Source organism: Thalassobacter stenotrophicus (assembly GCF_001458315.1).
Lineage (GTDB): Bacteria > Pseudomonadota > Alphaproteobacteria > Rhodobacterales > Rhodobacteraceae > Thalassobacter > Thalassobacter stenotrophicus.
Genome location: NZ_CYRX01000010.1, coordinates 142,962 through 168,245, shown reverse-complemented (window position 1 = coordinate 168,245; position 25,284 = coordinate 142,962). Strand labels below are relative to the sequence as shown.

Below are 25,284 nucleotides of genomic sequence, written 5' to 3'. Positions count from 1 at the left end.
TCGCCGTTAAAGGGGCATTAGAGCTGTTGCCGCGGCCCTTTCCACGGCCTAGTATTTGGGCATGATCGTAGAACTCGGACACTTCGCCCTTATCGCGGCTTTTGCAGTCGCCATCGCACAAACCGTGGTGCCCCTTGTTGGGGCCCACAAAGGCTGGTCGGATTGGATGGCGCTTGGGCGCCCGGCGGCAAGCCTGCAATTCTGGTTGGTTTTGTTTAGCTTTGGCGCGCTGACGTACGCCTTTGTGACTTCCGACTTTTCGCTGCAATTGGTGGTGATGAACTCACATACCGACAAGCCGATGCTGTATAAAATCAGCGGTGTTTGGGGGAACCACGAAGGGTCGTTGCTGTTGTGGGTCGTTATCCTCGCGCTGTTTGGGGCGACCGCGGCTTGGTTCGGAAACCAGTTGCCGCCGACGTTGCGCGCGCGGGTTTTGGGTGTTCAGGGCTCTATTTCCGTCGCCTTCTTGGCGTTCATTCTATTCACGTCTAACCCGTTTTTGCGCCTCGAATTCCCGCCGTTCAATGGTGAGGATTTGAACCCGTTGCTACAGGACCCCGGTTTGGCATTTCACCCGCCGTTTTTGTACCTTGGCTACGTTGGCCTGAGCATGGCGTATTCCTTTGCTGTGGCGGCCCTGTTGGAGGGGCGCGTCGATGCAGCGTGGGGGCGTTGGGTTCGGCCGTGGACCTTGGCGGCTTGGCTGTTTTTGACCATCGGCATCGCGCTAGGCTCTTGGTGGGCTTATTATGAGTTGGGTTGGGGCGGCTTTTGGTTCTGGGACCCGGTTGAGAACGCGTCGTTCATGCCGTGGTTAATTGCGGCGGCCCTGTTGCACTCTGCGATCGTGGTGGAAAAGCGTGAGGCGCTGAAATCATGGACGATCTTGCTCGCGATCTTGGCTTTTGGGTTTTCGCTGATCGGGACGTTTATTGTGCGCTCGGGCGTTTTGACCAGCGTCCATGCCTTTGCGAATGACCCCGAGCGGGGCGTGTATATCCTTGGGATTTTGGTGTTTTTTACAGGCGGCGCGCTGTTGTTGTTCGCCATTCGTGGCGGCGCGATGGAAGCCAAGGGCGTGTTCTCAACCGTGAGCCGAGAGAGCGCGTTGGTGTTCAACAACGTACTGCTCGCGGTGTCGTGCTTTGTGGTGTTCATCGGAACGATGTGGCCGCTGATTGCGGAGATGGCGTTTGACCGGAAATTGTCCGTAGGGCCACCCTTCTTTAACGCAGCCTTTACGCCCTTTGTCATAGGATTGGCTGCACTGTTGCCCCTTGGCGCGGTGTTGCCGTGGAAGCGTGCGGATGCCGCGCGCGCGATGAAACCGTTGTGGTATGCGTTGGCTTTGGCGGTGTTCATTGGCGCACTGGTTTGGGCGATGCAGACCGGGCGATCCGCTGGTGGCCCGCTGGGTGCGGGACTAGGCGTTTGGCTGGTCGTTGGTGCCGGTGTGGATCTGTATCTGCGGACGGGGCAAAAGGGATCTCTCTCGCAGCGATTTGGTCGTGTGGTTCGGTTGCCACGTGCAGACTGGGGCAAGGCCGTCGCGCACGCGGGCTTTGGGATCACGATCTTTGGTGTTGCTGCGCTGATGGCGTGGGAACAGGAAGATATCCGTGTCCTTCAAGTCGGTGAGAGCCTGACCGTTGGCAAATATGAGGTCGTGCTTGAGGATGTGTCCCGCGTTGAGGGGCCGAACTACCTCAGCACGATGGCACGGATGCATGTGTATGAGGATGGTCGCGATATCGACGTGCTATTCCCTGAAAAACGCATCTACCCGGTGGCGGCGATGCCGACGACTGAGGCCGGGATCGACAACGGCTTTTGGCGCGATGTCTATGCTGTGATCGGTGATCCACAGCAGGGCGGTGGCTGGGCCGTGCGCGTTTACATCAAACCCTTTGCGAATTGGATTTGGGGGGGGGCGATTATTATGTCGCTCGGCGGTGTGTTGTCGCTGTCGGATCGTCGGTATCGCGTGGCTGCTGGTGCACGCCGCCGTCGTGAGGCCGCAGCCCAAGGGGTGCCAGCCGAATGATCCGAGCCTTGATCCTGACTTTGGCCCTGCTGATAGCGGGGCCAGTTTTTGCCGTCCAACCGGACGAAATCCTTGAGGACCCGGTTCTTGAGGAGCGTGCACGCGATCTGTCGGCAAATATTCGGTGCCTTGTGTGTCGCAACGAAAGCATCGACGAGAGCAATGCCGAGTTAGCCCGTGACCTGCGAGTTTTGGTGCGTGAGAGACTTGTGGCGGGTGACAGCGATCAGGACGTGATTGATTACCTTGTAGACCGCTACGGTGAATTCGTGCTGCTGACCCCGCAAAAGACGGGGTCGAATTTCGTGCTGTGGTACGCGGGGCCTGCTGTTTTTCTCCTCGCGCTTGCAGTTGCGATTGGATACCTCCGGGGCCGTCAAAACGCCAAGGAAGCCGCTGTATCTGAGCTGTCTGAGGCTGAGGAAGATAGGCTCAAGGCCTTGCTCAAGGACTGACGCAAGGTTTCGCTTTCCGAGCTGATGCGAAGCAGTCAACCTCATGAAAAATTTGGGAGGCATCATGCAATACGAAACCATTGATCTGACGATCACGGATGGAGTGGCCGTTCTTGAACTGCGCCGCGCCGATGTGATGAACGCGCTCAATACGCAAATGAGGGCTGAGATCACACATGCCGTGCGCGCCGCAGAGGCAGAGGCGCGGGTTCTGGTCCTGACCGGGGCGGGTCGTGCGTTTTGCTCTGGCCAAGACCTAGGCGACAAAGGGTCGGCCGCGAACCTGAACCTTGAGCGGACCCTGCGCGACGAATACGAGCCGATGTTGATGGCGATATACGAGTGCAAAATCCCAACGATTTCCGCCGTAAATGGAGCAGCAGCGGGGGCCGGTGCGAACTTGGCGCTGGCTGCGGATGTCGTCATTGCGACGGAATCGGCGGTGTTCCTTCAGGCGTTTACTCGGATCGGTTTGATTCCAGATGCAGGGGGGACCTATTGGTTGCCACGTCAGATGGGGGCGGCCAAAGCAATGGGTGCCGCTTTGTTCGCAGAGCCGATTTCGGCCCGTGATGCGAGCGATTGGGGGATGATTTGGGAAGCTGTTCCCGATGAAACCTTTGACAGTCATTGGCGCGCGCGTGCGGCGCATTTGGCGAATGGGCCGACAGCGGCCTATGCAAATGTGAAAAAGGCACTGCGTGGAAGCTACGATCATACGTTGTCTGAGCAGCTTCAGGTCGAAGCGCGGCTTCAGGGGGAATGCGGACGCACGCGCGATTTCAAAGAAGGCGTTTTGGCTTTCTTGGAAAAGCGTCCTGCGCGCTACGAGGGCCGGTAGAAAACTCTTCTAAAAGAGTTTTCGGGGCCGAAAAGTCTTCGAGAAGACTTTTTCGACGTCACGCGTCGGGTGCGACCAATCCTAGTCCACGCAGGTAAATCCCGATGCCTGTCTCTAGCAGATCCTCGGGGGGAAAGGGTGTGTTTGCGCCCGGTGTGCCGCGCGCAAACAGTTCGACAACGCCGTGGCTCATCGCCCAGATGTGCGCAGAAAACATCGCGGCGGGGGGGCGTTTTTCAACAGGTATGTTTTCGGACAGCGCGGCTGCCGCTGTTTCCAAGACAGCCTTGGAGCGCTTGACCGCGGATGCGAGTTCTGCGGATGCGTGCAAGGACACACCGCTTTCGAACATCGCCATGTAGTGGCCCGGGTATTTCCGCGCGAAAGCAAGATATGCACGGCCCGTCGCCTCAAACGCGGACAGCGCCGAAGGGCCACCGGTGGAATAGGCGTATTCCATCAGGTCGCCAAAGATCATGTGCCCCTGCAAGGCGCATTCGGCGATTAGGTCTTCGCGCCCTTCAAAGTGACGGTAAACGGCGGCGGGCGTGACGCCTGCGCGCTTGGCGGCCTCCGACAGGGTAAAGCCCGTGGGGCCTTTCTCCTCGATCAGCTCAAGCGCGCCATCCACAAGAGCTTGGCGCAGATTGCCGTGGTGATATCCGCGCTTAGCCACCGGGGTGCCATACCTCTGGTCCGCCCGCGATATGCGGGTCTAGTGGCAACAGGTCTTTGCCGGGATATTCTAATTGCAGCAGGATCGCGCGAAGCGCGTTGAGGCGGGCGCGCCGTTTGTCATCGGACCGGATGACGGTCCACGGCGAGCTTGCGGAGTGCGTGCGGGTAAAGGTTTCTGAAATTGCATCGGTATAGGCATCCCAGCGATGCAGCCCCTCTACGTCGATGCGCGACAGTTTCCATTGCTTGAGCGGATCGCTTTCGCGCGCCAAAAACCGGCGCAGCTGTTCCGGCCGAGAAACGTTGAGCCATAGCTTAACGACCGTCACACCATCCTCAACCAACGTGTCCTCAAAACCCTGCACCTGTGCAAAGAAATGGGCCCGTTGTTCAGCTGTGCAGAAACCGAACACGTGTTCTACCACCGCGCGATTGTACCAAGACCGATCGAACAGCACCATCTCACCCGCCGTGGGCAAATGTTGGATATAGCGTTGAAAATACCACTGGCCGGCCTCGGCCTCGGTTGGTTTTGACAAGGCTACGGTGCGCACGACGCGTGGATTGAGGTTTTGGCGAACCCGTTTGATCGTGCCCCCTTTGCCCGCCGCATCGCGACCCTCAAAGATCACGACGACGCGTTTGCCCTCGGCTTTGATTGCGGCTTGTGCGCGGACCAATTGGATCTGCAGATGCTGCATCTGTGCATCATACCCCGCGCGGTTTAGGCGCGATTTATAGGGCCAATCAGCAGCAAGGATGTCCTTGCGGCCAGCGTTGCGGATCGCTTCGCGCACATGCTTGGGCGCGTTTTTTTCGAAAAACGCACTGATCGCACCGTCGAAGGGCAGGGTAGCGGGGTCGGTCATGTTAAGTCCCTTTACTTTGCCCTTTATGGGCGCCTTGCGCGGTTAACGCAATCCGGCGCGGGTGGCGGCACGCCCAATCGCATTCACCACCGCGTCGGGGGCAGCGTGATGAGGCATGTGGCCGATACCGGGCAGAACGGTCAGGTGCGCGCCTGGGATTTGATCCACCAATCGGGCGGAGTGGATCTCAAGCGGTACAATCGTGTCCGCATCGCCGTGCAGGATTTCGGTCGGCACCGTGATCTGTCCGTAACGGGGCACCATCGTTGCGATGATCGGTTTGAGCGTGTTGATCTGCCGCGCATTCGCCCGCAGCGATATCGGGCGCAGGGAGAGGGGCGCGCCGATGGCTTCGGTGTAGCCAGGGGGAACAGGATTGGGGGCAAAGATTGCCTCAACCGCTGCATCCACGCGGGTGCGGGGTGCGAAGGCCGAAATCAGGGGCACCGTCGTCAACGCTCCAAGCCGTGAGCCGTTGATGCGGTAGATCGCGTCCAGCGGGCCGGGCCAAACGTTGGACACCGCCGCCAAGGTCACCAACCCCGACAGCGGTTGGTCCAAGGCCCACGCCAATGCAACCGCGCCGCCATAGCTTTGCCCAACGACAAGGGGCGCATCGGCCCCTAACTGCCGCGCGGCAGCAGACAACAGCTCTGCCTGCTCCGCCGGTGTGTCAGAGGTGGTTGCGGTGATTTGTGCGTATTGCGCGCGCGTGTGTCCGGTGTAGCCAAGGCCGGGGCGGTCCATGACGATGACGCGGTAGGTGTCTGCCAGTCGGTCGACCAGATCAAAGGTAAAATCGCGGGTGTTGCCCGACGCCCCGTGGATCAAAACCACGTCCGGACCCGTGCCCCGCACCACCGCGTGCACGGGTACGCCGCCCACATCCAATATCTGCCCCTCGGGCGGATAGTCCGCCACAATGCGCATCATGCGGCTGTCAAAGGTTTGATCCAAGATTGCCCCGCACCCGGCCAAAAGCCCGGCCATTGCTCCGATTTTTACCGCTTTACGCAGGCGGCTACCCTCCAATCATCTCCATATCGTAGGGTGTGGTTTGATAGATTTGGTTCACCCAGTTTCCATATAGGAGGTGCGCGTGGGATCGCCAGCGGTTGAGCGGCTCTTTGGTGGGGTCATCACCGGGGTAATAGTTCTGTGGCACGTTGATCGGTTTACCTGCTGCGATATCGCGATCATACTCACCCTTTAGGGTGCCGCTGTCATACTCGAAGTGGTTGAAAATATACAAAGATCTGTGATCCACGTCCTCAACCAAACAGGGGCCACCATCGTCGCTATCCAGCAAAACTGGCAGACCCGCGGCATAGATTTCGTCGCGCTTCATCTCGGTCCAGCGGCTGACCGGGATCACGCATTCGTCAGAGAAACCGCGCAAATAGGGCGAAGCAGGCGCAAGGTTGCGATGCTTGAAACAGCCAAACTGCTTGTGATCCAGCAGGTGTTTTTGCACCCCGTGGAAATGGTTGATCATCGCCATGCCGCCCCAGCACACGCCAAGCGTGGTGTGCACATTGGTCTGGGTCCAATCCATCACCTCGGTCAGCTCATCCCAATAGGTGACCTGATCAAAGGGCAAATGCTCAATCGGAGCGCCAGTGATGATCAGCCCATCGAATTTGTGCAGTTTGACGTCCTCAAACGGCTTGTAGAACGCCTCCATATGGGCGGGTGACGTGTTTTTGGAAAAATGCTCTGTCATCTTGATGAGCGTCAGGTCGATTTGCAGAGGTGTGGCCCCGATGAGCCGGGCAAACTGCGTTTCGGTCTGAATTTTCTCGGGCATCAGGTTCAGCAAGCCGATCTGCAAAGGCCGGATGTCCTGCCGCGTGGCGGCTGTGCTGTCCATGACCGACACGCCCTCATTGCCGAGAACGTCAAAGGCGGGCAGGTCGAGGGGCAGGGTGATGGGCATATCGGCAAGTATCCTTTTGGATCGGATCGTTGATTTAGGCGCGCGCGGCCTGTTTGCCAAGGGCATCGGCCACAAGGTCGGTCACGTCCTTGGAATCACGGACCTGCGCCACGTCAGCGGCCTGCACCGTCAGGCCCCAATTGCGCGCCATCGCGGCGTAGCGGGACTGACGCGCCTCAATCGCGCGGGCATAGGTAAAGCGGATGAAGGCGTCGGGGTTGACCTCGGCCTCTGTGCAATCCTGCGCGGTCAGATATTCGTGCCAGAGTTGATCCAAAAACGCGGGCCGGTAGCACATCGGTTTTGGGTCGGCAGAGAACCGTTTGACCAGCGTTTCGGTGTGATCCGGCGTGCCCTCAATCCAGATCATTTGGGTGTGATCGTGCAAATGCGCAAGGATTTCGTCATTGGGATCATCGGGATCAACGACCTCGCAAATGGACCCGCCAGTGTCGCAGACAAAATGGTCAAAGCCATACAGTTCAATCGCGCGCTCAATGAAATGGTGCGTGTCCAGCAGCGCATTGCGTTCTGCCCGGTGGTGCAGTTCCTGCCGGTAGCAGTATTCCGCGTAACTCAGCCCGCCTTTGTCCGGATCACCCGGTTTGCCCAGATAGGTGGCCAGCGGCGCGAGGTTTTCAAAGGTGATGTTCGACCCGATATACACACTGTCTGAGCGTAGGAGGTCCCGCAGGAACGGAACCTTCATCGCCTCGCGCTTGAGGTTGTCGGCGATGAATTCACCCATGTAGGCGGTGCCGATGCGGTAATCGATCGAATAGTGAAACCAGCCGTCATCCGCGTGGCGCAAGATGTTGCTTAGGTGGGTTTTTCCCAGCCCCGACATGCCAAAAAACAAAACGCGCTTGTTGGGGCTTTGGTGCCAAGCGGCGGGGGTGTCATAGATCATGGCGGGGTCTTTCGTTTGGTCTGCCCCTAGCTACGCGCGCGGGCGCGGGCGCGCAAGCGTGCCATGACCCGCCCATCAAGGATCACCAGCCCCAGTGCGAGCACGGCAAAGCCTGCGTAGGCGTTGGGGTCCAGCGTCTCGTCCCGGATCCATGCGCCAAGCGTGATCGCCACGGGCGGCACCATCAACGTGCACAGCATCAGGTTGCCGCTGCCCGCCATGCCCAACACCCGGAAATAGAGCATGTAAGCGAATGCAGTTGCGATCAGCGCGTAATAGAGGATTGCGACCCATGTGATCGGGTTCTGCGGGATTACCATACCGTCAAGGAATAGGGCTGCGGGGATCATCACAAGGCTCGCACCGCTCAACATGCCTGCGGCGGCGACAAGGGGCGATAGGCCCGCCAACCAATGCCGCGCCCAAACACCCGCGAGCGCATAGGAAAAGGTGCCCGTCACGACCGCGACTTGGGCCAAGCTGCGCAGGTCGAACTGCATCAGGGTGCCAAGGCCGATCGCTGTCGCAACACCCATAAATCCGATGCCCACACCGATCAATTTTCGTGGAGTGAGCCTTTCGTCCGCCAGAAAAATCGCGGCAACCAGAACGCCAAAAATGGCAGTGGTCGCGTTGAGGATTGAGGTCAGGCCGCTCTCAATATGCAACTGCCCCCATGCCATCAGCGTGAAGGGGATCACGTTGTTCAGCACCCCCATGCCCAGAAATCCAACCAGATGCGCCCGTGTGATCCCAAGGGGCGCGCGCTGGATAAGCGCCACGGTCCAAAGGGCCGCTGCCGCAATGGCGACGCGGTATGCGACCGATGTGACAAAGGGTATTTCATCCAACGCCGTACGGATCGCCAGGAACGACCCGCCCCAAATCGCCGAGAGCAGGATCAGTTCCGCCCAAGCGCGCGGTGATATGGTTTTTTGCGATGTCATGGCAGCGCTCTAGCAAGCGGGCGGCACAGAGGCGACCCGGAAGTTGCGACAAACAAAAACGCCCCAGCGATTGGCCGGGGCGTTTGGGACGGTTTTGGTTGGGTGGGCTTTAGAAGTTGATACCCAAGCGCACACCAACACCGATGGCTTCGCCGTCGGTGAAGCTGACGGGGGTGCCGCCCAAGTCAAACTCACGCTCGCCTAGTTTCGCATATGTGACACCGGTTGTGACGGTTGTTTTACCCTGGGTGTACGTAGCTGCAAGGCCGATGCTCTGGGAGCCTGTGGTTGGGGCCAGCGCTGAGTTGGCCGCAAAGTCACCTTTTGCTTCGAAACCTAGCGTAACGGCGGCAGACCATGTATCGTTAAACCGGCGACCTAGCCCCAGTGAGTATGTTGTCGTGTCTTTATCGAAGTTGACGTATTGGCCGGCACCGGGGGTCGTCAGGTTGAAGCCGTCCCACTCGACATAGCGAACAGAACCAAACAACAAGGTATCCGCGGCTACGCCTGTTTGGAACTCAAGGTTCAGACTTGCAGGAGTCGTTACAGTGAAAGCTGTGGTGGCTGGGCTCACAATGTCCGTGATCTCAGTACCCGTCAATTTTTGATCAATTTCAGAATTGTAGGTAAGGGCTATTCGTAAAGCGATTTCTGGCCGTTCGTATGCAACCCCTACCAGAGCACCAAGGGCGAAGTCGCTCGATGCGTTTAGCTGGCGAAAAGGAGGAACTACACCTGTTCCAACCCGTGTATTGACTTGCCCGCTCGCTTTTTGCGCACGCAAGCCACCGTGGACGCTCAAAGTCTCATTCAGCTCGTAACGCAATACACCAGTCCATGCTTGGGTTTTGATATTTGCGCCGGGTTCGACGTTAAGACCCTGTAGCAGTGCGCTTTGAAACGGCAAGCCTGAGTAATTCACATTCGCTCCAAAGGGTTGATCGCCAATGATCGCGAAGCTGAGCTTGTCGGTAACGTCCAGTTTGATCGCGGCGCTCCAAGGTACGTAGGTGTCCAGAGGGTCAGATCCGGTAAGGCCGGGAACAGACACACCAACGGATGGTTCGACAGACCCGATGCCAAATTGAAAATAGCTGCCTGTTTCACCACCATCTTGAAACAGAGGTCCAAGGAACTGGCCGGACCGGTCGATGCCGCCCGCGAGGGCAGAAGTAGCAGTAGCGGTCGTGAGTAGGGCCGCAAGCGCGATACGTTTCATGATATGTTTTTCTCCCAAGTTGCGCACCGTGAGTTGGCGCGGCAGAGCTCCCCCGCTCTGGTCCACTGTTTCTTAGTTGAGCTAAATTGAAACCGTCAAACGTTACCCTGCGTAAAAGGGCTTTAGCGCCTTTGTGGTAGGGCAACGGTGGCAAATATACATCAACCTCAGGGTGTAAGTTGGTTAACGCGAGGGGCTACCGGGCCCGTGATTGGCTTAACCGCTTTTCACCGCGTGCGGCGGTGAGGACGTTCATGTAGCCGGCCGCAAAGATGATGACCCCGCCCGAGAGCGCCCATAGATCGAACGGCTCTGAGTAGAGCCAGATGCCAACAAAGGCGATGACGGGCAGGCGCACAAAGTCGAACGGCATCACCACCGAGGCCGGGGCGCGGGACAGGGCTTGCGTCATGCACAAATGAGCCAGCAGCCCGGCCATTGCGATCAGCACCAGCCAAGGCGCCACTGTGGCGGAGGGCAGGGCGATATCCCCGTCAAAACCTGCGCAGATCAGGCCAAAGACCGCCTGCATCAGGGTCATCCAAAACAGGATGCAGGTCACGCTTTCGGTGCGGGTTAGTCTACGGGTGAACAGGGCTGATACGGCAAAGCCAATGGCTGCGAGCCCCGCGGCCACCAAACCCCATGATGGCGCGGCCTCCCACGGGCGGGCGACGAGTGCCACGCCGATCAGACCAAGGCACACAACGCCGATACGGTCCCACGTAATCCGCTCACCCAAAATGAGTGGCGCGAGCAATACGACCCACAGCGGCGACGTGAATTCGAGCGCAAAGACCTGCATCAACGGCACCATCGTTATGGCAAAAAACCACAGGTTTTGGCCCGCAAAATGGCCGATGTTGCGGATTGTGTGCAGGCCCAGCGTGCGGTGGGTGATCGTGTGGGATGTGCCCAAAAGCCTTGCCCCCTCGACAACGACGCAAATCCCCACGATGGACCGAAAGAGCATAATCTCAAACGTATCAAGCTCATGGCTGACGGCGCGCCCGGCAACCGCCATTGAGGTGAACGACACAATCGCGCCCATCATCCAAAAGGCGGCCTGAGCCGTGGGGCCAAAAAGCGGGATATCTGTGCGTGCGCGGATCATAAAATGGGTGGATCACGCCGTGCGGGCATGGTCAAGCGTGCTTGACCTTGGGGCGGTTTGATAAGGCCAATTTTCGGACTTCGATAAGCCAGATGCGCCGAAATGCGCAAAAATCATCCCCGCGATGCGATCACGAATTGACGGAATCGCCCCGCGTGAGGGACAAGCAATGCGGGAGGCGTTATGCGCATAGACAACTTACAGTACTGCAATTGGTCTCAGACCGTCTTTGAACAGATGCATCAAGGCGGTCTAACGGGCGTACACGTGACAGTGGCTTACCACGAGACGTTTCGCGAAACCGTTGCGAACCTAGAGCAGTGGAACCGTTGGTTCGAACGCTTTCCTGAGCTGATTTTTCCCGGTCGGACGGCGGCTGACCTCAAAACGGCTGAGGCCACGGGACGCACGGCGATCTTTTTCGGGGCGCAAAACCCTAGCCCGATGGAGGATGACATCGGCCTAGTCGAAATTCTGCACCAGCTTGGTCTGCGGTTTATGCAGCTGACCTATAACAACCAATCGCTGCTCGCGACCGGGTGTTATGAAGAGGATGACACGGGGCTGACGCGGATGGGACGTCAGGTCGTGACCGAGATGAACCGTGTGGGCCTTGTGGTGGATATGAGCCACTCTGCCGATCGCTCGACGATTGAGGTGGCGGACCATTCAAGCCGTCCGATTGCGATCACACATGCTAATCCGGGCTGGTGGCACGCCGCGCGGCGCAACAAATCCGACGCCGTTTTGGACGCGGTTTTGGGGCCCAAAGGGGATCATGGTGGGATGCTGGGCTTTTCGCTTTATCCGCACCATCTGAAAGGCGGGACAGATTGTTCGCGGGCGGATTTTTGTGAGATGATCGCGCGAACCGCTGATAAGTACGGCGCCCATTGCCTCGGGATTGGGTCGGACCTGTGCCAAGACCAGCCCGATAGCATTGTGGAATGGATGCGGGTGGGGCGCTGGACCAAGGAAATCGATTACGGTGAAGGGTCTGCATCTGCACCGGGCTTTCCGCCGCAGCCTGATTGGTTCCGTGATAACCGCGACTTTCCGGGCTTGGCCGAGGGTTTGGCTGCCGCCGGATTTGACGCAGGCGAGGTCGCGGGCCTGATGGGCGGCAACTGGGCGCGGTTCTACGAGACCAGCTTTGGACCGGTGGATGGCTAAGCGCGCATCCCCTCCGCTGGCCGGTGCGATGTCCGGCCTACGCCCGCCAAGCAAGGTGATGCGGCTAGAGCGGATGGGGTGTTTTCATGCCTCGCCCCTTTCATTCATGCGACAACTGACGGCGCGCGCGGTGCGCGATGATTGGCAGTTTTCCATTGCCGATTGGCAGGTGGATGCGCAGGGTGTGGGGCACGCGGTTTTGCGTGCGCAGACGGGTGCGCGGACATATTCGTTGGTCGCGTTTTTTCATGATTTGCCGGATGAGCTTCGCTCGGACCGTGTGATTGCAACGGCTTGGGATGCGACGTTCACGTTGTTTGATGGGGTGCCTGACGCCGCCGATCTGGCGCGGCTTGCGGCAAATGTGCCTGTCCAAGAGGCAGGCCGCATTTCGGAAACCGAGTTGACGTTGAGCCGGGCCAACCGCTCCGTCAGGCTGTGGGAAAAAGTGGTCAGTGCCCTTGCCAGCGGGCAGCAGCCCGATACGGGTGAATTGGGCGAAGTGGGCTATTTGATGCGCACGACAGCCGTCTATGGCTCCGGCAAGTTTGGTGCCGCTGACTATGAAACGATCTCTACCCGGGCGGAAGTTGCCGCGCCGTTCCAGGCCGAGATGCTGACCGTCTATTTGATCCGCTGGGCCGTTACGGAATTGGTTCAACACATGGCCCGCGCACGGGCGGCGGCACAGGGCACCAAAGCTGCGACCCTTGATCCCGATATTGCCCGGGGCCTCGGGATCGGCAATTCAACCGGCCTCGGCATGGCGCCGTTTTTGATGACGCACCCCAAGTTGATCAACGCATGGATCAGCGCGCGAGAGACCGCCTTGGCGTCCGTGCGCGCGCAAAATGACCCAGACCCAGAGGCGTGGGCATTGGTCCTGACACTGGCGCAGATCATGTCAGCAAAGGTTGCGACGTGGCGCACCGACCACCCCCGCCAACAGGTGCGCGACGCGGGGTTGGGAGATGATTTGGTACGGATCATCACCCGGTTGGATGCCGGTGTGACCACATGGGATGCACTGATCGATTGGGCCGAAACGGCGTTAACGCTTGAGGGCCAAGAGTGGTTGGTCAGCGCGATCCTAGAGCCTTACGCCGCCCAATTGGAAGAAATCGCCGCCGAAATGTCCGTACCGACCGAGGCGCACCGGATAAACGGACAAATGACTGTCGGCGCGCTTAAGGCTCTGATTGCGCATCACTATCCGTGGGCAGTTGCGATTGACTGGGCCGCGGCTGAGGCGCAGGCACGGGTCTGGTACACCTCTGCCGAGAAGCTTGAGCCGCGCTTGGGCGAGCGCTGTGAGGAGCCGGTCGAAGACTATGAGCAGCCGTTGGCACCCGGACGCGACATTGCGAAGTTGCACGCGATGCTGCCCGCTTGGCCCGAGGACGCGCCGGTGGCCGCATTTGCCTTGGCCAACCCCGCGTTGCGACACGCTTTGCGGCGGGTGCAGATCATCGCGGAGCATCCCTTTGGGGAAATCCAAGACAATACGATTGCCGCGGACATGATGCCGATTGACCTTTTGCGGGCTAAGCTTTCGTTCTTTGGGGCGCAGCGGTTTGACCCACGCTCGGATCGGTGGGTGCGGATCTGCATGTTCGCCGGTGCGCCTTTGCCCCCTGATTTATCTGCGCAATCCGAATGTCGCTGGCCGTATTGGCAAGCTCCGTGGGAGGGGGCGTGAGCCTGACTTTGCGGGAGATGTCGCTCTCGGAGGCGGGGGCGCTGGCGTTCAAGGCCGCGCGGGGCGCTGGCATGGATTGGGGCCTCGCAGAGGAAGCGCGCGCAAGTGTGACCTGGGTGAACAGTCGCGGTTTGCCGGGGTTGGCGGCGTTGCTGTCCGTCTTGGAGGCGGGGCTAAAGCCTTTGCCCGGCGGCGGGCACAGCCCAGCGGACGTGGTGGGCCTATCGGTGCTGCACGCAGGGGCGGCCTTGTCGGATCACGGGCGCATACCGCCTGAGGGCCTACACTTGCCTGCGGTCGTTGGCGCCGTTTTGATGGTGCCGTTTGTGGCGCATTTGCCGGGGCTCTATTCGGTGCAATGGCGTACGTCAGATGCCGGCGCACAGGTGACAGTGCGCGGTGGGGCTGAGCCTTGTCTTTGGTGCGCAGGATCGATCGAAATCAATGGGGCCGCGCGCGTTTCGATAACACCACTGGCGGATGCGCCGACGGGTGCGCCCATCGCGCGGTCAACCCGCGCCTTTGTGCACCCCGATCAGCTAAATCGGCTGGAAGGTTTTGCCGCTGCAACCTATGCTCCCGCGACTGAGGCGTCACGTGCACGTGGGGCCGGGGGCGCAGACTGATTGGCCACGACCATTGTCGCAGGCCACTGATAATAAATAGTTTACCGAGGAATAAACCATGAGTGAGACCGAAAACCTGTCCCTGGCGGCCATTGAGGCATTGTCGTTTGACGCTTTGCGCCGAGCGGGTGCATCCGAGCCCCAAGCGCGCCCCCTTGCACGGGACACGGCAGTGACCGAAGCGATGGGCGTGGCCTCCCACGGGTTGGCTTACATCCCGATTTACGCGGAGCATTTGCGCTGTGGCAAAGTGCTGGGAGAGGCGGTTCCATCGGTCGAAACACCGCGCCCTGCGGCGGTTGTTGTTTCGGCTGGCAACGGGTTTGCCCACGCGGCTATTGATGCGGGTCTGCCGCTGGCCATGGACGCCGCCCGCAGCCAAGGGATAGCGGTTTTGTCGATCCGGGAGAGCTATAACTGCGGTGTTCTTGGCGTCCACGCCCTGCGGATCGCGCAATCCGGCTTGGTAGGCTTGTGCTTTACGAACGCGCCCGCGTCCATCGCGCCATCGGGCGGGGCGACGCCGGTTGTCGGAACCAACCCAATCGCCTTGGGGGCGCCAGACGGTGCCGGGGGCGCAAGCCTTTTGATCGACCAAAGTGCCAGCGCCATCGCCAAATCCGAAGTTATGAAGCACGCGCGTGAGGGCAAGCCTATTCCTGAGGGTTGGGCGCTGGATGCCGAAGGGAAACCGACGACGGACCCGAACGTCGGCCTCAAGGGTTCGATGGCGCCGGCTGGTGGCTATAAAGGTGTCGGCCTTGGCCTGATCGTTGAGACGTTTGCCGCAGCGCTAAGCGGAGCGGTTCTGGGCAAAGACGCGAGCCCGTTTTCGGGGCCAGTCGGTGGGCCACCCGCCACCGGTCAATGCTTTGTTCTGATTGATCCCGATGCGACAAGCGGTGGTGAATTTGCGGGGCGTATGGCTGCGTTGACGCAGGCGATTACGGCGCAGCCCGGTGCACGGTTGCCCGGTGTGAACCGCCAGTCCGCGATGGAACGTGCCGAGCAAAACGGTGTGGATGTAAGCGCGGCAATCCTGGAGCGCGTTCGCGCGATATAAGAGCCTGAAACGAAAACGCGCGGCTTCAGGGCCGCGCGTGATTACATGCCGATGGGCGAAGTTTTATCCGCGCCACGTCCGGACATCACCACAATCCATGTGAACAAAGTTGGAGCCGTAGTACCGACCAACCCCACCTGCGCGGCAGGATTGAGCGGCCTTTGCAACCTGCGCAACACTGCGGCTGGTGAGGCGCAGATCCGCGGCTTGGCCCTTCATGTGGAGCGAATTGCGAGCAACCCCACGGGATTTGGACCGAAGTCCGTTGTTCGTTTGGGGGGAGCGATAGCCGGACAAAAGCGTGTAAGCCTCAGTCGTGCCGGTCAGACGGTGAACGGCGGCCATAATGTCGATTGTGCGGTTGTCGATTGCGATGGCCTCATTGCGACGCCAATCACGCATAAACCAATTCACTTCTTTGAGGGCGTCTTTAACGTAGTCGCCGTCGATCCAGTAGATGATGTCGATTTTCTCGCCGGTACGAGGGTTGGATGCGCGATACCGTCGAATATCACCGCTGCCGCGCAAAAAGCCTGCGGCTTGCGTGTAAGTGGGCGCTGCCGTCACCAGTGTCGCGGCGAATGCCCCGAGTAAACCCCGGCGGGAAAAATCCGTGCTCATATCGTACCGTGCCTCTGTCTCTCGCTTACGTGCCGGTAACCCGGCTATTTTTGCGCCTCATCCCCATGTGACCCGCACTCTATGACATGATTGAAATGAAGCTCAAAGCCGCATTGGGTCAAAAACGTCAAAAGTACGCATAATTGGGCGAGTTTCCGCGCATTGATGAGACCTTGCCCCGAAAACGGGGCTAAATCGTGGCAAAGCGGGGCGCAAAACGCGGCTTTCGGCGTGGCATATTCTGGTCACGATGCAGGTGTAAAAGCAGAACATTGCGATAACGTGAATGGACATGCGATTTGTGTCGTTTATCCTATGTTAAGTCAAAGATGCGACACCGACGATGCGGGCAGGAGGTCTGAAAATGGCGGGAAAAACAGGCATGATGAATGTGACGCGGCGCGCGGCATTGGGTATGGCAGTTGGCTCGGCCGTCAGTGTCGCTCAGCCGGCCAATGCCTTGGTATCTGCCTTTACACAGGCGATTGCCGAAAAATCCGCGCAAATTCCCGCTTTGGCTGCGTTTTATCGCGCGCGCAATTTTGAGCCATTATGGATGGACGCGGCGGCGGGCGACCGGCGCGCTGCCTTTTTGTGGGCGCTTGATACGGCACTGGATCACGGCTTGCCGCGTGCGCGCTATGATGCGGCCGAGGTCCGCGTGGCATTTCAGGCGGCGGATAACCCCCGCGCACAAGGCCTATTGGAAGTTGCGCTGAGCGAGATGTTCGTCGCCTACGCGAGTGATGTATCCTGTGGCGTGACCGAGCCGCGCCAGATTGATCCAGGCCTTGTCCTGAAGAAGCCCAGCCGCGACCCGCTCGAAACGCTTACGGGCTTTGCGGGTGCGGACCCACATCAGTTTATCAAGGACTTATGGCCGGCTTCCCCAACATACGTGCGCCTTTTGCGCGAAAAACTGCGGCTTGAGACCGTGCGCGAAGCGGGCGGCTGGGGGCCGGACGTACGCGCGCGCAAATTAGAGCCCGGCGACACCGGGGAGGCTGTGATTGCCCTGCGCAACCGGTTGATCCGGATGGGGTACATGGAACGCTCTGTTGTGCGCAGTTTTGACGCGACGCTGACATCAGCCGTGCGCGCGTTTCAGCTGGACCACGGGCTAACCCCCGACAGTACAGTCGGCCCGGCCACGCTCAAGGCGCTGAATGTCTCGGTTGAGGGGCGGTTGGGGCAAATCCTTGTCGGGTTAGAGCGGCAACGCTGGATGAATAAGCCCCTGGAAAAACGGCACATCCTTGTGAACCTTGCCGATTTTTACGCCCGCGTCATTGACGATGGTGAGCAGAGCTTTGAAACCGTCGTCGTCGTCGGGGCCAATGATGAGGACCGCCGCACGCCAGAGTTCTCGGACCGGATGGAATATCTGGTCATCAATCCGACGTGGCACGTGCCGCGTTCCATCGCGACCAAGGAATACCTGCCGGTGCTGCAAGAAGGTGGCGCGAGCTATCTAAGACTGTTCCAGAATGGCGCAGAAGTCAGTCGCGATGGCGTCGATTTTCTGGAATTCGACGCCGAGACCTTTCCCTTTGACCTCAAACAACCCCCTTCACCGGGGAATGCACTGGGCTTGGTCAAATTCATGTTCCCCAACCGGTGGAACATTTATCTGCATGATACGCCGTCAAAATCGCTGTTTGGGCGCAACGTTCGGGCGTTTTCCCATGGGTGCGTGCGGGTTCAGCGGCCATTTGAATTGGCACATCACCTTTTGGCGCCGCAACAACGTGATCCTGTTGGCTTTTTCCAAGCCACCCTTGATACGGGGGAAGAAACATATGTCTATTTGGATCAACCCGTTGGCGTACACATCGTGTATTGGACCTCGTGGGTGACGCCAGAGGGGCGCGTGCAATTCCGCGATGATGTTTACGGCCGGGACCGTGCGGTGTTGGCGGCGCTTGAGGATGCAGGCGTCGGCTTGCGCGGCGACTTTAGCTAGACGGGTTGACCATCCTGCGCGCGGCGCTGGCCTTGATCGTCTGGCGCGGGTAGAAGGGCGAAAACGCCCCCGGGTCAGGAGATCGCTATGTCTTTTACTATTGCCGAAATTGCGGCCTCCCTCGGTGCGGATGCGGTGGGTGATACTTCCATTGCGATTAGCCGCGCGGCGGAACCTGCCTCGGCAGGCCCGGATGATCTGGCGCTTGCGATGTCGCCTGCCTACGGCGAACACGTCCGGGCGGGACAGGCGCGGGCAGCGGTTCTTTGGCCCGGCGCAGATTGGCAGGACTTAGGTCTTGAGGCGGCGGTGTTTGTTCCGCGCGCGCGGGTTGCGATGGCTGGGATCACGACGGCTTTGGATGCGGGCCCCGAGATCGCGGAGGGCATCCATCCGTCTGCAGTGATTGATGCCACCGCCCAAATTGGGGCAGGGGCGGCCATCGGGCCGTTTGTGCACATCGGCGCGCGGGCCACAATCGGCGCGAACGCGCGGATCGCCAGCCACGTCAGCGTCGCAGAAGACGCCCAGATCGGAGCGGAGGCTTTGCTGTGCCAAGGCGTGCGGATCGGCGCGCGCTGTGTGATCGGCGCGCGGTTCATCGCGCAGCCCGGCGCCGTTATCGGCGGGGATGGATTTTCGTTTGTAACACCAGAAGAATCCGGGGTGGAGCGCAGCCGAAAAACTCTTGGAGATCAGGGGGATATCAAGCCGCAAAGCTGGACGCGTATCCATTCCCTCGGGGCGGTTCGGATCGGTGACGATGTTGAAGTGGGTGCAAATGCGTGCATCGATCGCGGCACAATTGCGGACACGGTGATCGGCCATCGCACCAAGCTCGATAACCTTGTTCATATCGGACACAACAACCAGATCGGTGAGGATTGTCTGATCTGTGGGCAGGTCGGTATGGCGGGCAGCTCGCGCATCGGCAACCGTGTGGTGATGGCTGGGCAATGTGGCGTGAACGACAACATTACCGTGGGCGACGATGTGGTTGCGGGCGGGGCGTCCAAGATCTTTACAAATGTGCCCAGCGGTCGCGTCATCCTTGGTTATCCGGCGGTCAAAATGGACAGCCATGTCGAAAGCTACAAGGCCATTCGCCGGCTGCCGCGCATTGCCGCACAGGTCGCTGAGCTTCGGAAAACAGTGGCAAAACTGACCGGCAATGCGTAGATGACCCCTGACGGGTCGAAGAAGGGGCGAGGCATGTCTGACAACGTTCAGGATCAGGTGATCGCGATCATCGCAGAACAGGCGATGCTTGAGGTCGAAGATGTATCACTGACGGCCTCGCTTGCGGACTTGGGCATCGATAGCCTTGGTCTGGTCGAGAGCATCTTTGCCATCGAAGAAGCCTTTGATATCCAAGTACCTTTCAATGCGAATGAGCCAGAGAAAAGTGACTTTGACATTTCTTCTGTGGCGGCAATTGTTGCGGCGGTCGAAGGCCTGGTGAAGGCCCAGTCGTGAGGCGCGTCGTCATCACCGGCGCGGGCACGATCTCGGCGTTGGGGTCATCGGTTCGGGAAACATGGGAAGCGATGCGCGAGGGGCGCTGCGGGATTGGCGCGCTCGATATCCGCGACGTTGAGCGTTTGTCCATCCGGATTGGCGGACAGGTCACGGGCTATGACGCGCAGGTGCATTTTAACCGCCAGCAAATCTCCCTTTATGATCGGTATACTCAGTTTGCATTGCTGGCCGCGCGTGAGGCGATTGGCCAAGCCGGTCTGACCTTCACGGGTGACTTGGCGGCCAGCACCGGTGTTGTCCTAGGCACATCCGGCGGCGGGCTGACCACGCAGGATGAAAACTATCGCACGGTCTACGAAGAGGGCAAAAACCGCGTGCATCCGTTTGTGGTGCCGAAGCTGATGAACAACGCGGCCGCGGCCCATATCTCGATGGAGCACAACCTCAAGGGACCCAGTTTCACGGTCGCAACGGCGTGCGCGTCGTCGAACCATGCGATGGGGCAGGCGTTCAATTTCATTCGCCACGGAATGGCGCAGGTGATGGTCACCGGTGGCTCAGAATCGATGCTGTGCTTTGGCGGCGTCAAAGCATGGGAGGGATTGCGCGTCATGTCTCGTGACGCTTGCAGGCCTTTCTCGGCGAACCGCAATGGCATGGTCCAAGGCGAAGGCGCGGGAATTTTCGTGTTTGAGGACTATCACCACGCCAAGGCGCGCGGGGCTGAGATACTGGCGGAAGTCATTGGCGTTGCGATGAATTCTGACGCGTCGGATATCGTCATGCCCTCTAAGATCAGCGCAGAACGGTGCATCGTGTCGGCCATGCGGGACGCGCAGATTGACCCATCGGAAGTGGGCTACATCAACGCGCATGGCACAGGTACGGCAGCCAACGATAAGACGGAATGTGCCGCCGTCGCCGGGGCCTTGGGCGCACATGCGGACAAAGTCATGATCTCAAGCACGAAATCCATGCATGGGCATTTGATCGGGGGCACGGGGGCCGTTGAATTATTGGCCTGCATTATGGCGCTGCGCGAGGGGGTCATCGCCCCGACGATTAACTACGAAGAGCCGGACCCCGAATGCGCGCTGGACGTCGTCCCGAACGAGGCGCGCGAGGCCGACGTTTCAGTCGTTTTATCCAACGCATTTGCCTTTGGTGGCATGAACGCGGTGCTGGCGCTACGCAAAGCGCCGTAAGCGTTTATCAAAAGGAAAAGGCCCCCGTGGGGGCCTTTGCATCATTCTGGGTGAAGGTGCCCGAGGTCCAGTTATTGGCCTTCGGCCACTTCAATCGCCTGCATGCCCGCAGTGAACCCGGCGAGCGACATGTTCATGACGACCAATTGTTCCGGTGCCAGCGCGGGGCGAACGCTGATCGTGGCGGTTGCGCCCGCGCGAAATTCAGCCATTTCAGCTGCGGTAAAGCCCATGCGCGAATAGCAGCCCTGTGTGTCACAGAATGCGAACGGATAGCGCCGCTCGGCGCCGCCATCCACGGACAGTGTCACTTGTGACGTTAGCAACGTTTGGAGGGGGGTTACGACGGTCGCGCCGCCCTGCACCTGCCCATCGCCTGCCACGTCAAAGAAGTTCACGTCCGCGGTCGGATTGCCATTTGCATCCGTCAAACGTTGGAACAATTGGCATGGCTCAACGGCTGTGTCGGGGACGCGGGCGCAACGGACCGAAAAATCACCGTGCGTTTCACGCTCATAAATTTGGGGGGCTTGGGCTGTTGCGGTTTGGCCAAGGGGCAATTCCGGCGCCGTTGGAGCCTCACCATCGGTGCTTTGTGCAAACACGGGACCCACGGCGAGGGTGGCCAAACAGGCTGTGAGTGTCAAGATACGGGTCATGCTCTTCCCTTCAGGGCTGTTTCATTGCGCCCGTGCTAGCATGGGGTGCAGGCGGTGTCAGGGGCAAATTTGTGTTGTGGGGGACGAGGATGGGGGCAACGGCCAAGGCAGCTTGGTTTCACTGGAAAAGTGGTTCCGAAACGTGAAAAAGGACCCGTGAGAAGGTCCTTTTCCAATCGTTTTTTATCTCCCCGTCGGACTGGCCGACTTGTTGTAAGCGGACGCTAGGGCAGCTTTGCCAGACCGTCAACAGGCAATCGTATGAAAAATGCGTGAGGCGTGCGTCTTGATCCGCGCGTTGGTGCGCGCCGAGGATAGTGCGAAAAAAAAGCCGCGCCATAGGGGCGCGGCCAGTCGACAGGGAGGAAAAATCCAATGTGGCACCAAATTGGTTTCACATGGACAAGATGAGTTTTGCCAGACAATGATTAAGAAAACCCCAACGGGTGCAAATTATTTTGATGAGGGCGTAAAAGCCCGACGAGAAGGACATTATAATGGACCAAGACAGTATTTTTGTCGGTGGCGGCGGGCCTAATTACGCCGATGCGCAAGGGCTTTTGTTGAAATATGCCAACCGCCATGGGCTGATCGCGGGGGCGACGGGCACGGGCAAGACGGTGACGCTGCAAATCCTCGCGGAGAGCTTTTCCGCCAACGGGGTTCCGGTCTTTTTGTCCGATGTTAAGGGCGATTTGTCAGGGCTTGCGCGGGCCGGCACCCAAGAGTTCAAACTGCACGAGGCCTTTACGTCGCGTGCGAAAACAATCGGCTTTGCGGATTACGCCTATGGGGCCGCGCCCGTTACGTTCTGGGATTTGTTCGGGGAGGAGGGCCATCCGGTCCGGACCACCGTGTCCGACATGGGCCCGCTTTTGCTCGCCCGTTTGCTAGAGCTGACGGATGCCCAAGAAGGCGTGCTGAACATCGCGTTTCGCATGGCTGATGAGGAAGGCATGGCGCTGTTGGACCTGAAGGATCTGCAGGCCTTGTTGGTGTTTGTGGGCGAAAGCCGCAAGGAGCTCATGCTGCGCTACGGGAACATCTCAACCGCGTCCATTGGTGCGATCCAACGTCGGCTTTTGGTGCTTGAGGGTCAGGGGGGCGACCTCCTCTTTGGGGAACCTGCGTTGGAGTTAGCCGATATTCTGCGCACCGATGCGGATGGGCGGGGCCGTATTTCTGTCTTGGCGGGGGCGCGGTTGATGCAGTCACCGCGGCTCTACGCGACGTTCCTATTGTGGCTCCTGTCGGAGCTGTTTGAAACGCTGCCAGAGGTGGGCGACCCGGACAAACCCAAGTTGGTGTTCTTTTTCGATGAGGCGCATTTGCTGTTCGATGACGCGCCCAAAGCTTTGGTGGACAAGGTCGAACAGGTCGCACGGCTGATCCGGTCCAAAGGGGTCGGTGTCTATTTCGTCACGCAAAACCCCGAAGATGTGCCCGAGGATATCTTGGGTCAATTGGGCAATCGGGTGCAACACGCGCTGCGGGCCTTTACGGCCAAGGATCAGCAGGCACTGCGTCGCGCGGCGCAAAACTACCGCGAAAACCCGCGCTTTGACACCGAAGATGCCATCCGAGAGGTCGGTGTGGGCGAGGCCGTGACCTCGTTTCTGGAGCGAAAGGGCATTCCCGGCGTGGCGGAACGGACGTTGATCCGGCCACCCTCAACCCAGCTTGGGCCCTTGACGGCGGCGCAGCGCGCGCAAGTGATCGCGGCCTCACCTGTGGCGGGCAAATACGAGACGCGAATTGACCGAGACTCTGCCTTTGAAATCCTACAAGCCCGCGCCAAAGCCGCCGCCCTTGAGGCGGAAGCGGCCGAAGCTGAGGAGGACGCGGCAGACTTGCGCGAGCGTGAATTCCGATCTGCGCGGCGGTATACGGGCTCTGGCGTCGGGCGCTCAACCTCTCGCACGCCGAAAAAACGACGCGGGGACACTGCGGCTCAAGCCTTCGCAAAATCCATGGCGCGGTCGCTCGGGACGCGGGCAGGGACGGCCATTGTGCGGGGTGTTTTGGGCGGGTTGTTCAAGGGGCGCTAGGGCGTCGATTGATCCACGTCAATCGGCAGAATGAGCGGGTGGTAAGGTGGTCCAAGCCAGCTCAAGGCCTGCCGTGATCCCGCCCCTCTAGGCCAATACTTTTCATACCGACTTTGCGGCAGGCTCGGCTGGTCTGCGTTCGGGTGCTGTTTTCTGGCAGAGCCTTTGGGGCGACTTGGCGGGTCAACGGGCGTCTGAAGTGGATGATTTCCAGCAAAAGGAGAGTTGAGATGAAAGATTATGCCGCCATCAAAGATGGGTTCGACACGGGCTACGCGGATCTGAGCGAGACAATCCCAGACACAGCCGCCGCCTTTGGCAAACTGATCGAGGAAGCCACTCGTGCGGGCACCCTCACTGTCAAAACCAAAGAGTTGATCGCCTTTGCCATCGCAATTGCGGTGCGTTGTGACGGGTGTATCGCGCACCACGCGCAAGCCGTTTTGCACGCGGGTGCAACAAGGCAAGAGGTCGCCGAGATGATCGGCGTGGCCGTTCTGATGGGCGGTGGTCCGTCTGCCGTTTATGGGGTTGAGGCCTTGCGCGCCTTTGATGCGTTCAACCACCAGCCGGGCCGGGGATAACAGCAACACCGGGAGATCAAGATGCGTGATACTGTATCCAATTTGGTGGAACGGATACGTGACCTTGAGCAAGAGCTAGAGGACGAATTTGCCCGCCGCCGGGCAGCGCTCAACTACACGATCGAACATGGCCGCGTGATTTTTGAGCGGGATGTGCGCAAGCATCATCGGGCGCTCCGCCACAAGCTGGGCAGTTATCTGGTCCATGCGCGGCCCCTTGTCGTGCTGAGCGCGCCGGTGATCTACTCGGTCATCCTGCCCTTGGTTCTGTTGGATGTTTTTGTGACGCTCTATCAGGCGATCTGTTTTCCGATCTATGGCATCGAAAAGGTGCGTCGTCGCGATTACATCTCACTTGATCGCCGTCACCTTGCCTATTTGAACGGGCTTGAGAAGCTGAACTGCGTCTATTGCGGCTATGGCAACGGCTTGCTCGCCTATACGCGCGAAATCGCCGCCCGGACCGAGCGGCATTGGTGCCCCATCAAACACGCTGACAAGATGCAGGGCACCCACAGACATTATCCCGAATTTTGTGAATACGGCGACGCGGATGCGTATCAAAACCGCAGGAACTCGCCAAACTAATGGGCGTCCAGCCAGGGGGGAGAGACTGGACGCCCGCGGCACGTACCGATGGGGACACGTCGGTGCGTACGCAAGAATGGGAGGGGAGGCGGTGCTGTTAAACCGGCATCGATTTGGCGGCCTTGGTCGCGCGCTTGGCGCCTTCGACGGTTTCCTCGACGGCTTCGACCTCATTTGTGACGGCGGCTGCAGCACAGCGCGTCATCATTGCCATGCAGTCCTTGGTGTCCTCGGCCAGCCGTTCCATTGAGTGTTTTTGCCAATCGGCCAAAATGCCCATCGCGGCGGTGGGGTTGCCCATTGCCTCTTCTGAGAGCCGTTTGCTGGTCTCAATGGCGGTGCGGGTGGCGGTATGTCTGCGCTTGAACCAAGCAGAGGAGAACTCTTCAAATTCGCTCAGGAACGTATCTTGGGCCTTCCAGAAATGTGTGCTTTGCGCGCCAGCTGTTGGCATCGCCGTAAGAGCGGAATTGGTGGTTTTGGCGATCTTCTGCATGTCTTCGATCGTCTTTTTCAGGTCTAACATCTCATACTCCTTGGTGTGCGGTTTGCGGCCA

The 25,284-nt window shown here is 59.4% G+C and carries 25 protein-coding genes; 14 read left to right on the top strand and 11 right to left on the bottom strand.

The features are described 5' to 3' along the window. Positions 1–61: 61 nt before the first annotated feature. From THS5294_RS04015 to THS5294_RS04005, 3 genes are all read left to right on the top strand, one after another. Positions 62–2,047: a heme lyase CcmF/NrfE family subunit gene (locus THS5294_RS04015; protein ID WP_058122717.1), complete on the top strand. Its 1,986-nt coding sequence runs from the start codon at positions 62–64 to the stop codon at positions 2,045–2,047. Then, a complete protein-coding gene (locus tag THS5294_RS04010) occupies positions 2,044–2,502 on the top strand; it encodes a cytochrome c-type biogenesis protein (protein WP_058122716.1) in 459 nt (152 codons plus the stop codon). The genes THS5294_RS04015 and THS5294_RS04010 overlap by 4 nt, the downstream gene beginning before the upstream one ends. A gap of 64 nt (positions 2,503–2,566) precedes the next feature. Further along, the gene (locus THS5294_RS04005; protein ID WP_038003798.1) at positions 2,567–3,343 is read left to right on the top strand and encodes an enoyl-CoA hydratase-related protein; all 777 of its coding nucleotides are present in this window, start codon (positions 2,567–2,569) and stop codon (positions 3,341–3,343) included. 58 nt (positions 3,344–3,401) lie between these two features. Here the strand turns inward: THS5294_RS04005 and THS5294_RS04000 are convergent, their stop codons facing one another. The 8 genes from THS5294_RS04000 to THS5294_RS03965 all read right to left on the bottom strand — a co-directional run bounded on the left by THS5294_RS04000 (position 3,402) and on the right by THS5294_RS03965 (position 11,019). Next, the gene (locus THS5294_RS04000) at positions 3,402–4,019 is read right to left on the bottom strand and encodes a TetR/AcrR family transcriptional regulator (protein ID WP_058122715.1); all 618 of its coding nucleotides are present in this window, start codon (positions 4,017–4,019) and stop codon (positions 3,402–3,404) included. After that, a complete protein-coding gene (gene ppk2, locus THS5294_RS03995; RefSeq protein ID WP_058122714.1) occupies positions 4,012–4,890 on the bottom strand; it encodes a polyphosphate kinase 2 in 879 nt (292 codons plus the stop codon). Before ppk2 ends, THS5294_RS04000 begins: the two co-directional genes overlap by 8 nt. Positions 4,891–4,932: 42 nt before the next feature. Continuing rightward, positions 4,933–5,880 carry an alpha/beta fold hydrolase gene (locus tag THS5294_RS03990; RefSeq protein WP_058122713.1) on the bottom strand — a complete coding sequence of 316 codons (948 nt, stop codon included), beginning with the start codon at positions 5,878–5,880 and terminating at the stop codon, positions 4,933–4,935. Positions 5,881–5,911: 31 nt separating this feature from the next. Continuing rightward, positions 5,912–6,826: a homoserine O-succinyltransferase gene (locus tag THS5294_RS03985; RefSeq protein WP_058122712.1), complete on the bottom strand. Its 915-nt coding sequence runs from the start codon at positions 6,824–6,826 to the stop codon at positions 5,912–5,914. 34 nt (positions 6,827–6,860) lie between these two features. Further along, a complete protein-coding gene (locus tag THS5294_RS03980) occupies positions 6,861–7,736 on the bottom strand; it encodes a hypothetical protein (protein WP_058122711.1) in 876 nt (291 codons plus the stop codon). Positions 7,737–7,762: 26 nt separating this feature from the next. After that, entirely contained in the window at positions 7,763–8,683 is a 921-nt protein-coding gene (locus THS5294_RS03975) for a DMT family transporter (protein ID WP_058122710.1), read from the bottom strand. Positions 8,684–8,792: 109 nt separating this feature from the next. Further along, a complete protein-coding gene (locus tag THS5294_RS03970; RefSeq protein WP_058122709.1) occupies positions 8,793–9,905 on the bottom strand; it encodes an outer membrane protein transport protein in 1,113 nt (370 codons plus the stop codon). A 196-nt stretch (positions 9,906–10,101) separates the two neighbouring features. Next, positions 10,102–11,019: a DMT family transporter gene (locus THS5294_RS03965; RefSeq protein WP_058122708.1), complete on the bottom strand. Its 918-nt coding sequence runs from the start codon at positions 11,017–11,019 to the stop codon at positions 10,102–10,104. Between the two features lie 183 nt (positions 11,020–11,202). Here THS5294_RS03965 and THS5294_RS03960 point away from each other — a divergent pair, with 183 nt between their 5' ends. From THS5294_RS03960 to THS5294_RS03945, 4 genes are read left to right on the top strand one after another with little or no spacing between them, the layout of a single operon-like run. Then, on the top strand, positions 11,203–12,192 hold the full coding sequence (locus THS5294_RS03960; RefSeq protein WP_058122707.1) for a membrane dipeptidase: 990 nt from the start codon (positions 11,203–11,205) through the stop codon (positions 12,190–12,192). Then, positions 12,185–13,891 carry a hypothetical protein gene (locus THS5294_RS03955; protein WP_233486399.1) on the top strand — a complete coding sequence of 569 codons (1,707 nt, stop codon included), beginning with the start codon at positions 12,185–12,187 and terminating at the stop codon, positions 13,889–13,891. The genes THS5294_RS03960 and THS5294_RS03955 overlap by 8 nt, the downstream gene beginning before the upstream one ends. Beyond that, positions 13,888–14,517, top strand: a complete 630-nt coding sequence (locus THS5294_RS03950) for a DUF3726 domain-containing protein (protein ID WP_158508576.1) — start codon at positions 13,888–13,890, stop codon at positions 14,515–14,517. The genes THS5294_RS03955 and THS5294_RS03950 overlap by 4 nt, the downstream gene beginning before the upstream one ends. 58 nt (positions 14,518–14,575) lie before the next feature. After that, the gene (locus tag THS5294_RS03945; RefSeq protein ID WP_058122705.1) at positions 14,576–15,580 is read left to right on the top strand and encodes an Ldh family oxidoreductase; all 1,005 of its coding nucleotides are present in this window, start codon (positions 14,576–14,578) and stop codon (positions 15,578–15,580) included. A gap of 63 nt (positions 15,581–15,643) precedes the next feature. On the opposite strand, the gene mepK is transcribed toward THS5294_RS03945, so the two are convergent. After that, positions 15,644–16,201 (bottom strand): peptidoglycan L,D-endopeptidase MepK, encoded by a 558-nt coding sequence (gene mepK / locus THS5294_RS03940; RefSeq protein ID WP_038002732.1) that lies wholly within the window; start codon positions 16,199–16,201, stop codon positions 15,644–15,646. 364 nt (positions 16,202–16,565) lie between these two features. Between mepK and THS5294_RS03935 the strand changes: the two genes are divergently transcribed. The 4 genes from THS5294_RS03935 (at position 16,566) to THS5294_RS03920 (ending at position 20,848) form a co-directional block, all read left to right on the top strand. Continuing rightward, positions 16,566–18,164 (top strand): L,D-transpeptidase family protein, encoded by a 1,599-nt coding sequence (locus THS5294_RS03935; protein ID WP_072936678.1) that lies wholly within the window; start codon positions 16,566–16,568, stop codon positions 18,162–18,164. A gap of 87 nt (positions 18,165–18,251) precedes the next feature. Beyond that, positions 18,252–19,343, top strand: coding sequence for a UDP-3-O-(3-hydroxymyristoyl)glucosamine N-acyltransferase (gene lpxD, locus THS5294_RS03930; protein ID WP_058122704.1), 1,092 nt, complete (start codon positions 18,252–18,254; stop codon positions 19,341–19,343). A gap of 33 nt (positions 19,344–19,376) precedes the next feature. Beyond that, entirely contained in the window at positions 19,377–19,640 is a 264-nt protein-coding gene (locus tag THS5294_RS03925) for an acyl carrier protein (protein WP_058122703.1), read from the top strand. Further along, on the top strand, positions 19,637–20,848 hold the full coding sequence (locus THS5294_RS03920; protein WP_058122702.1) for a beta-ketoacyl-[acyl-carrier-protein] synthase family protein: 1,212 nt from the start codon (positions 19,637–19,639) through the stop codon (positions 20,846–20,848). Before THS5294_RS03925 ends, THS5294_RS03920 begins: the two co-directional genes overlap by 4 nt. A 71-nt stretch (positions 20,849–20,919) precedes the next feature. On the opposite strand, the gene THS5294_RS03915 is transcribed toward THS5294_RS03920, so the two are convergent. After that, a complete protein-coding gene (locus tag THS5294_RS03915; RefSeq protein WP_058122701.1) occupies positions 20,920–21,507 on the bottom strand; it encodes an invasion associated locus B family protein in 588 nt (195 codons plus the stop codon). A gap of 497 nt (positions 21,508–22,004) precedes the next feature. On the opposite strand from THS5294_RS03915, the gene THS5294_RS03910 reads away from it, so the two are divergent. From THS5294_RS03910 to THS5294_RS03900, 3 genes are all read left to right on the top strand, one after another. Further along, positions 22,005–23,555: a helicase HerA-like domain-containing protein gene (locus tag THS5294_RS03910; protein ID WP_058122700.1), complete on the top strand. Its 1,551-nt coding sequence runs from the start codon at positions 22,005–22,007 to the stop codon at positions 23,553–23,555. A gap of 230 nt (positions 23,556–23,785) precedes the next feature. Continuing rightward, on the top strand, positions 23,786–24,139 hold the full coding sequence (locus tag THS5294_RS03905) for a carboxymuconolactone decarboxylase family protein (RefSeq protein ID WP_058122699.1): 354 nt from the start codon (positions 23,786–23,788) through the stop codon (positions 24,137–24,139). 21 nt (positions 24,140–24,160) lie between these two features. Continuing rightward, a complete protein-coding gene (locus THS5294_RS03900) occupies positions 24,161–24,727 on the top strand; it encodes a hypothetical protein (RefSeq protein WP_058122698.1) in 567 nt (188 codons plus the stop codon). Positions 24,728–24,824: 97 nt separating this feature from the next. Here THS5294_RS03900 and THS5294_RS03895 read toward each other — a convergent pair whose 3' ends face one another. Beyond that, complete coding sequence (locus THS5294_RS03895) at positions 24,825–25,253, bottom strand: hypothetical protein (RefSeq protein ID WP_058122697.1); 429 nt, start codon at positions 25,251–25,253, stop codon at positions 24,825–24,827. Between the last annotated feature and the right edge of the window lie 31 nt (positions 25,254–25,284).

Coding starts and splice junctions, on each gene's coding strand:
- THS5294_RS03905 (WP_058122699.1), top strand. CDS start 23,786: ATGAAAGATTATGCCGCCATCAAAGATGGGTTCGACACGGGCTACGCG.
- mepK (WP_038002732.1), bottom strand. CDS start 16,201: ATGAGCACGGATTTTTCCCGCCGGGGTTTACTCGGGGCATTCGCCGCG.
- THS5294_RS04010 (WP_058122716.1), top strand. CDS start 2,044: ATGATCCGAGCCTTGATCCTGACTTTGGCCCTGCTGATAGCGGGGCCA.
- THS5294_RS03945 (WP_058122705.1), top strand. CDS start 14,576: ATGAGTGAGACCGAAAACCTGTCCCTGGCGGCCATTGAGGCATTGTCG.
- THS5294_RS03980 (WP_058122711.1), bottom strand. CDS start 7,736: ATGATCTATGACACCCCCGCCGCTTGGCACCAAAGCCCCAACAAGCGC.
- THS5294_RS03975 (WP_058122710.1), bottom strand. CDS start 8,683: ATGACATCGCAAAAAACCATATCACCGCGCGCTTGGGCGGAACTGATC.
- THS5294_RS03990 (WP_058122713.1), bottom strand. CDS start 5,880: ATGGCCGGGCTTTTGGCCGGGTGCGGGGCAATCTTGGATCAAACCTTT.
- lpxD (WP_058122704.1), top strand. CDS start 18,252: ATGTCTTTTACTATTGCCGAAATTGCGGCCTCCCTCGGTGCGGATGCG.
- THS5294_RS04015 (WP_058122717.1), top strand. CDS start 62: ATGATCGTAGAACTCGGACACTTCGCCCTTATCGCGGCTTTTGCAGTC.
- THS5294_RS03965 (WP_058122708.1), bottom strand. CDS start 11,019: ATGATCCGCGCACGCACAGATATCCCGCTTTTTGGCCCCACGGCTCAG.
- THS5294_RS03955 (WP_233486399.1), top strand. CDS start 12,185: ATGGCTAAGCGCGCATCCCCTCCGCTGGCCGGTGCGATGTCCGGCCTA.
- THS5294_RS03895 (WP_058122697.1), bottom strand. CDS start 25,253: ATGTTAGACCTGAAAAAGACGATCGAAGACATGCAGAAGATCGCCAAA.
- THS5294_RS03985 (WP_058122712.1), bottom strand. CDS start 6,826: ATGCCCATCACCCTGCCCCTCGACCTGCCCGCCTTTGACGTTCTCGGC.
- THS5294_RS03970 (WP_058122709.1), bottom strand. CDS start 9,905: ATGAAACGTATCGCGCTTGCGGCCCTACTCACGACCGCTACTGCTACT.
- ppk2 (WP_058122714.1), bottom strand. CDS start 4,890: ATGACCGACCCCGCTACCCTGCCCTTCGACGGTGCGATCAGTGCGTTT.
- THS5294_RS03925 (WP_058122703.1), top strand. CDS start 19,377: ATGTCTGACAACGTTCAGGATCAGGTGATCGCGATCATCGCAGAACAG.
- THS5294_RS04005 (WP_038003798.1), top strand. CDS start 2,567: ATGCAATACGAAACCATTGATCTGACGATCACGGATGGAGTGGCCGTT.
- THS5294_RS03900 (WP_058122698.1), top strand. CDS start 24,161: ATGCGTGATACTGTATCCAATTTGGTGGAACGGATACGTGACCTTGAG.
- THS5294_RS03935 (WP_072936678.1), top strand. CDS start 16,566: ATGGCGGGAAAAACAGGCATGATGAATGTGACGCGGCGCGCGGCATTG.
- THS5294_RS03910 (WP_058122700.1), top strand. CDS start 22,005: ATGGACCAAGACAGTATTTTTGTCGGTGGCGGCGGGCCTAATTACGCC.
- THS5294_RS03960 (WP_058122707.1), top strand. CDS start 11,203: ATGCGCATAGACAACTTACAGTACTGCAATTGGTCTCAGACCGTCTTT.
- THS5294_RS03915 (WP_058122701.1), bottom strand. CDS start 21,507: ATGACCCGTATCTTGACACTCACAGCCTGTTTGGCCACCCTCGCCGTG.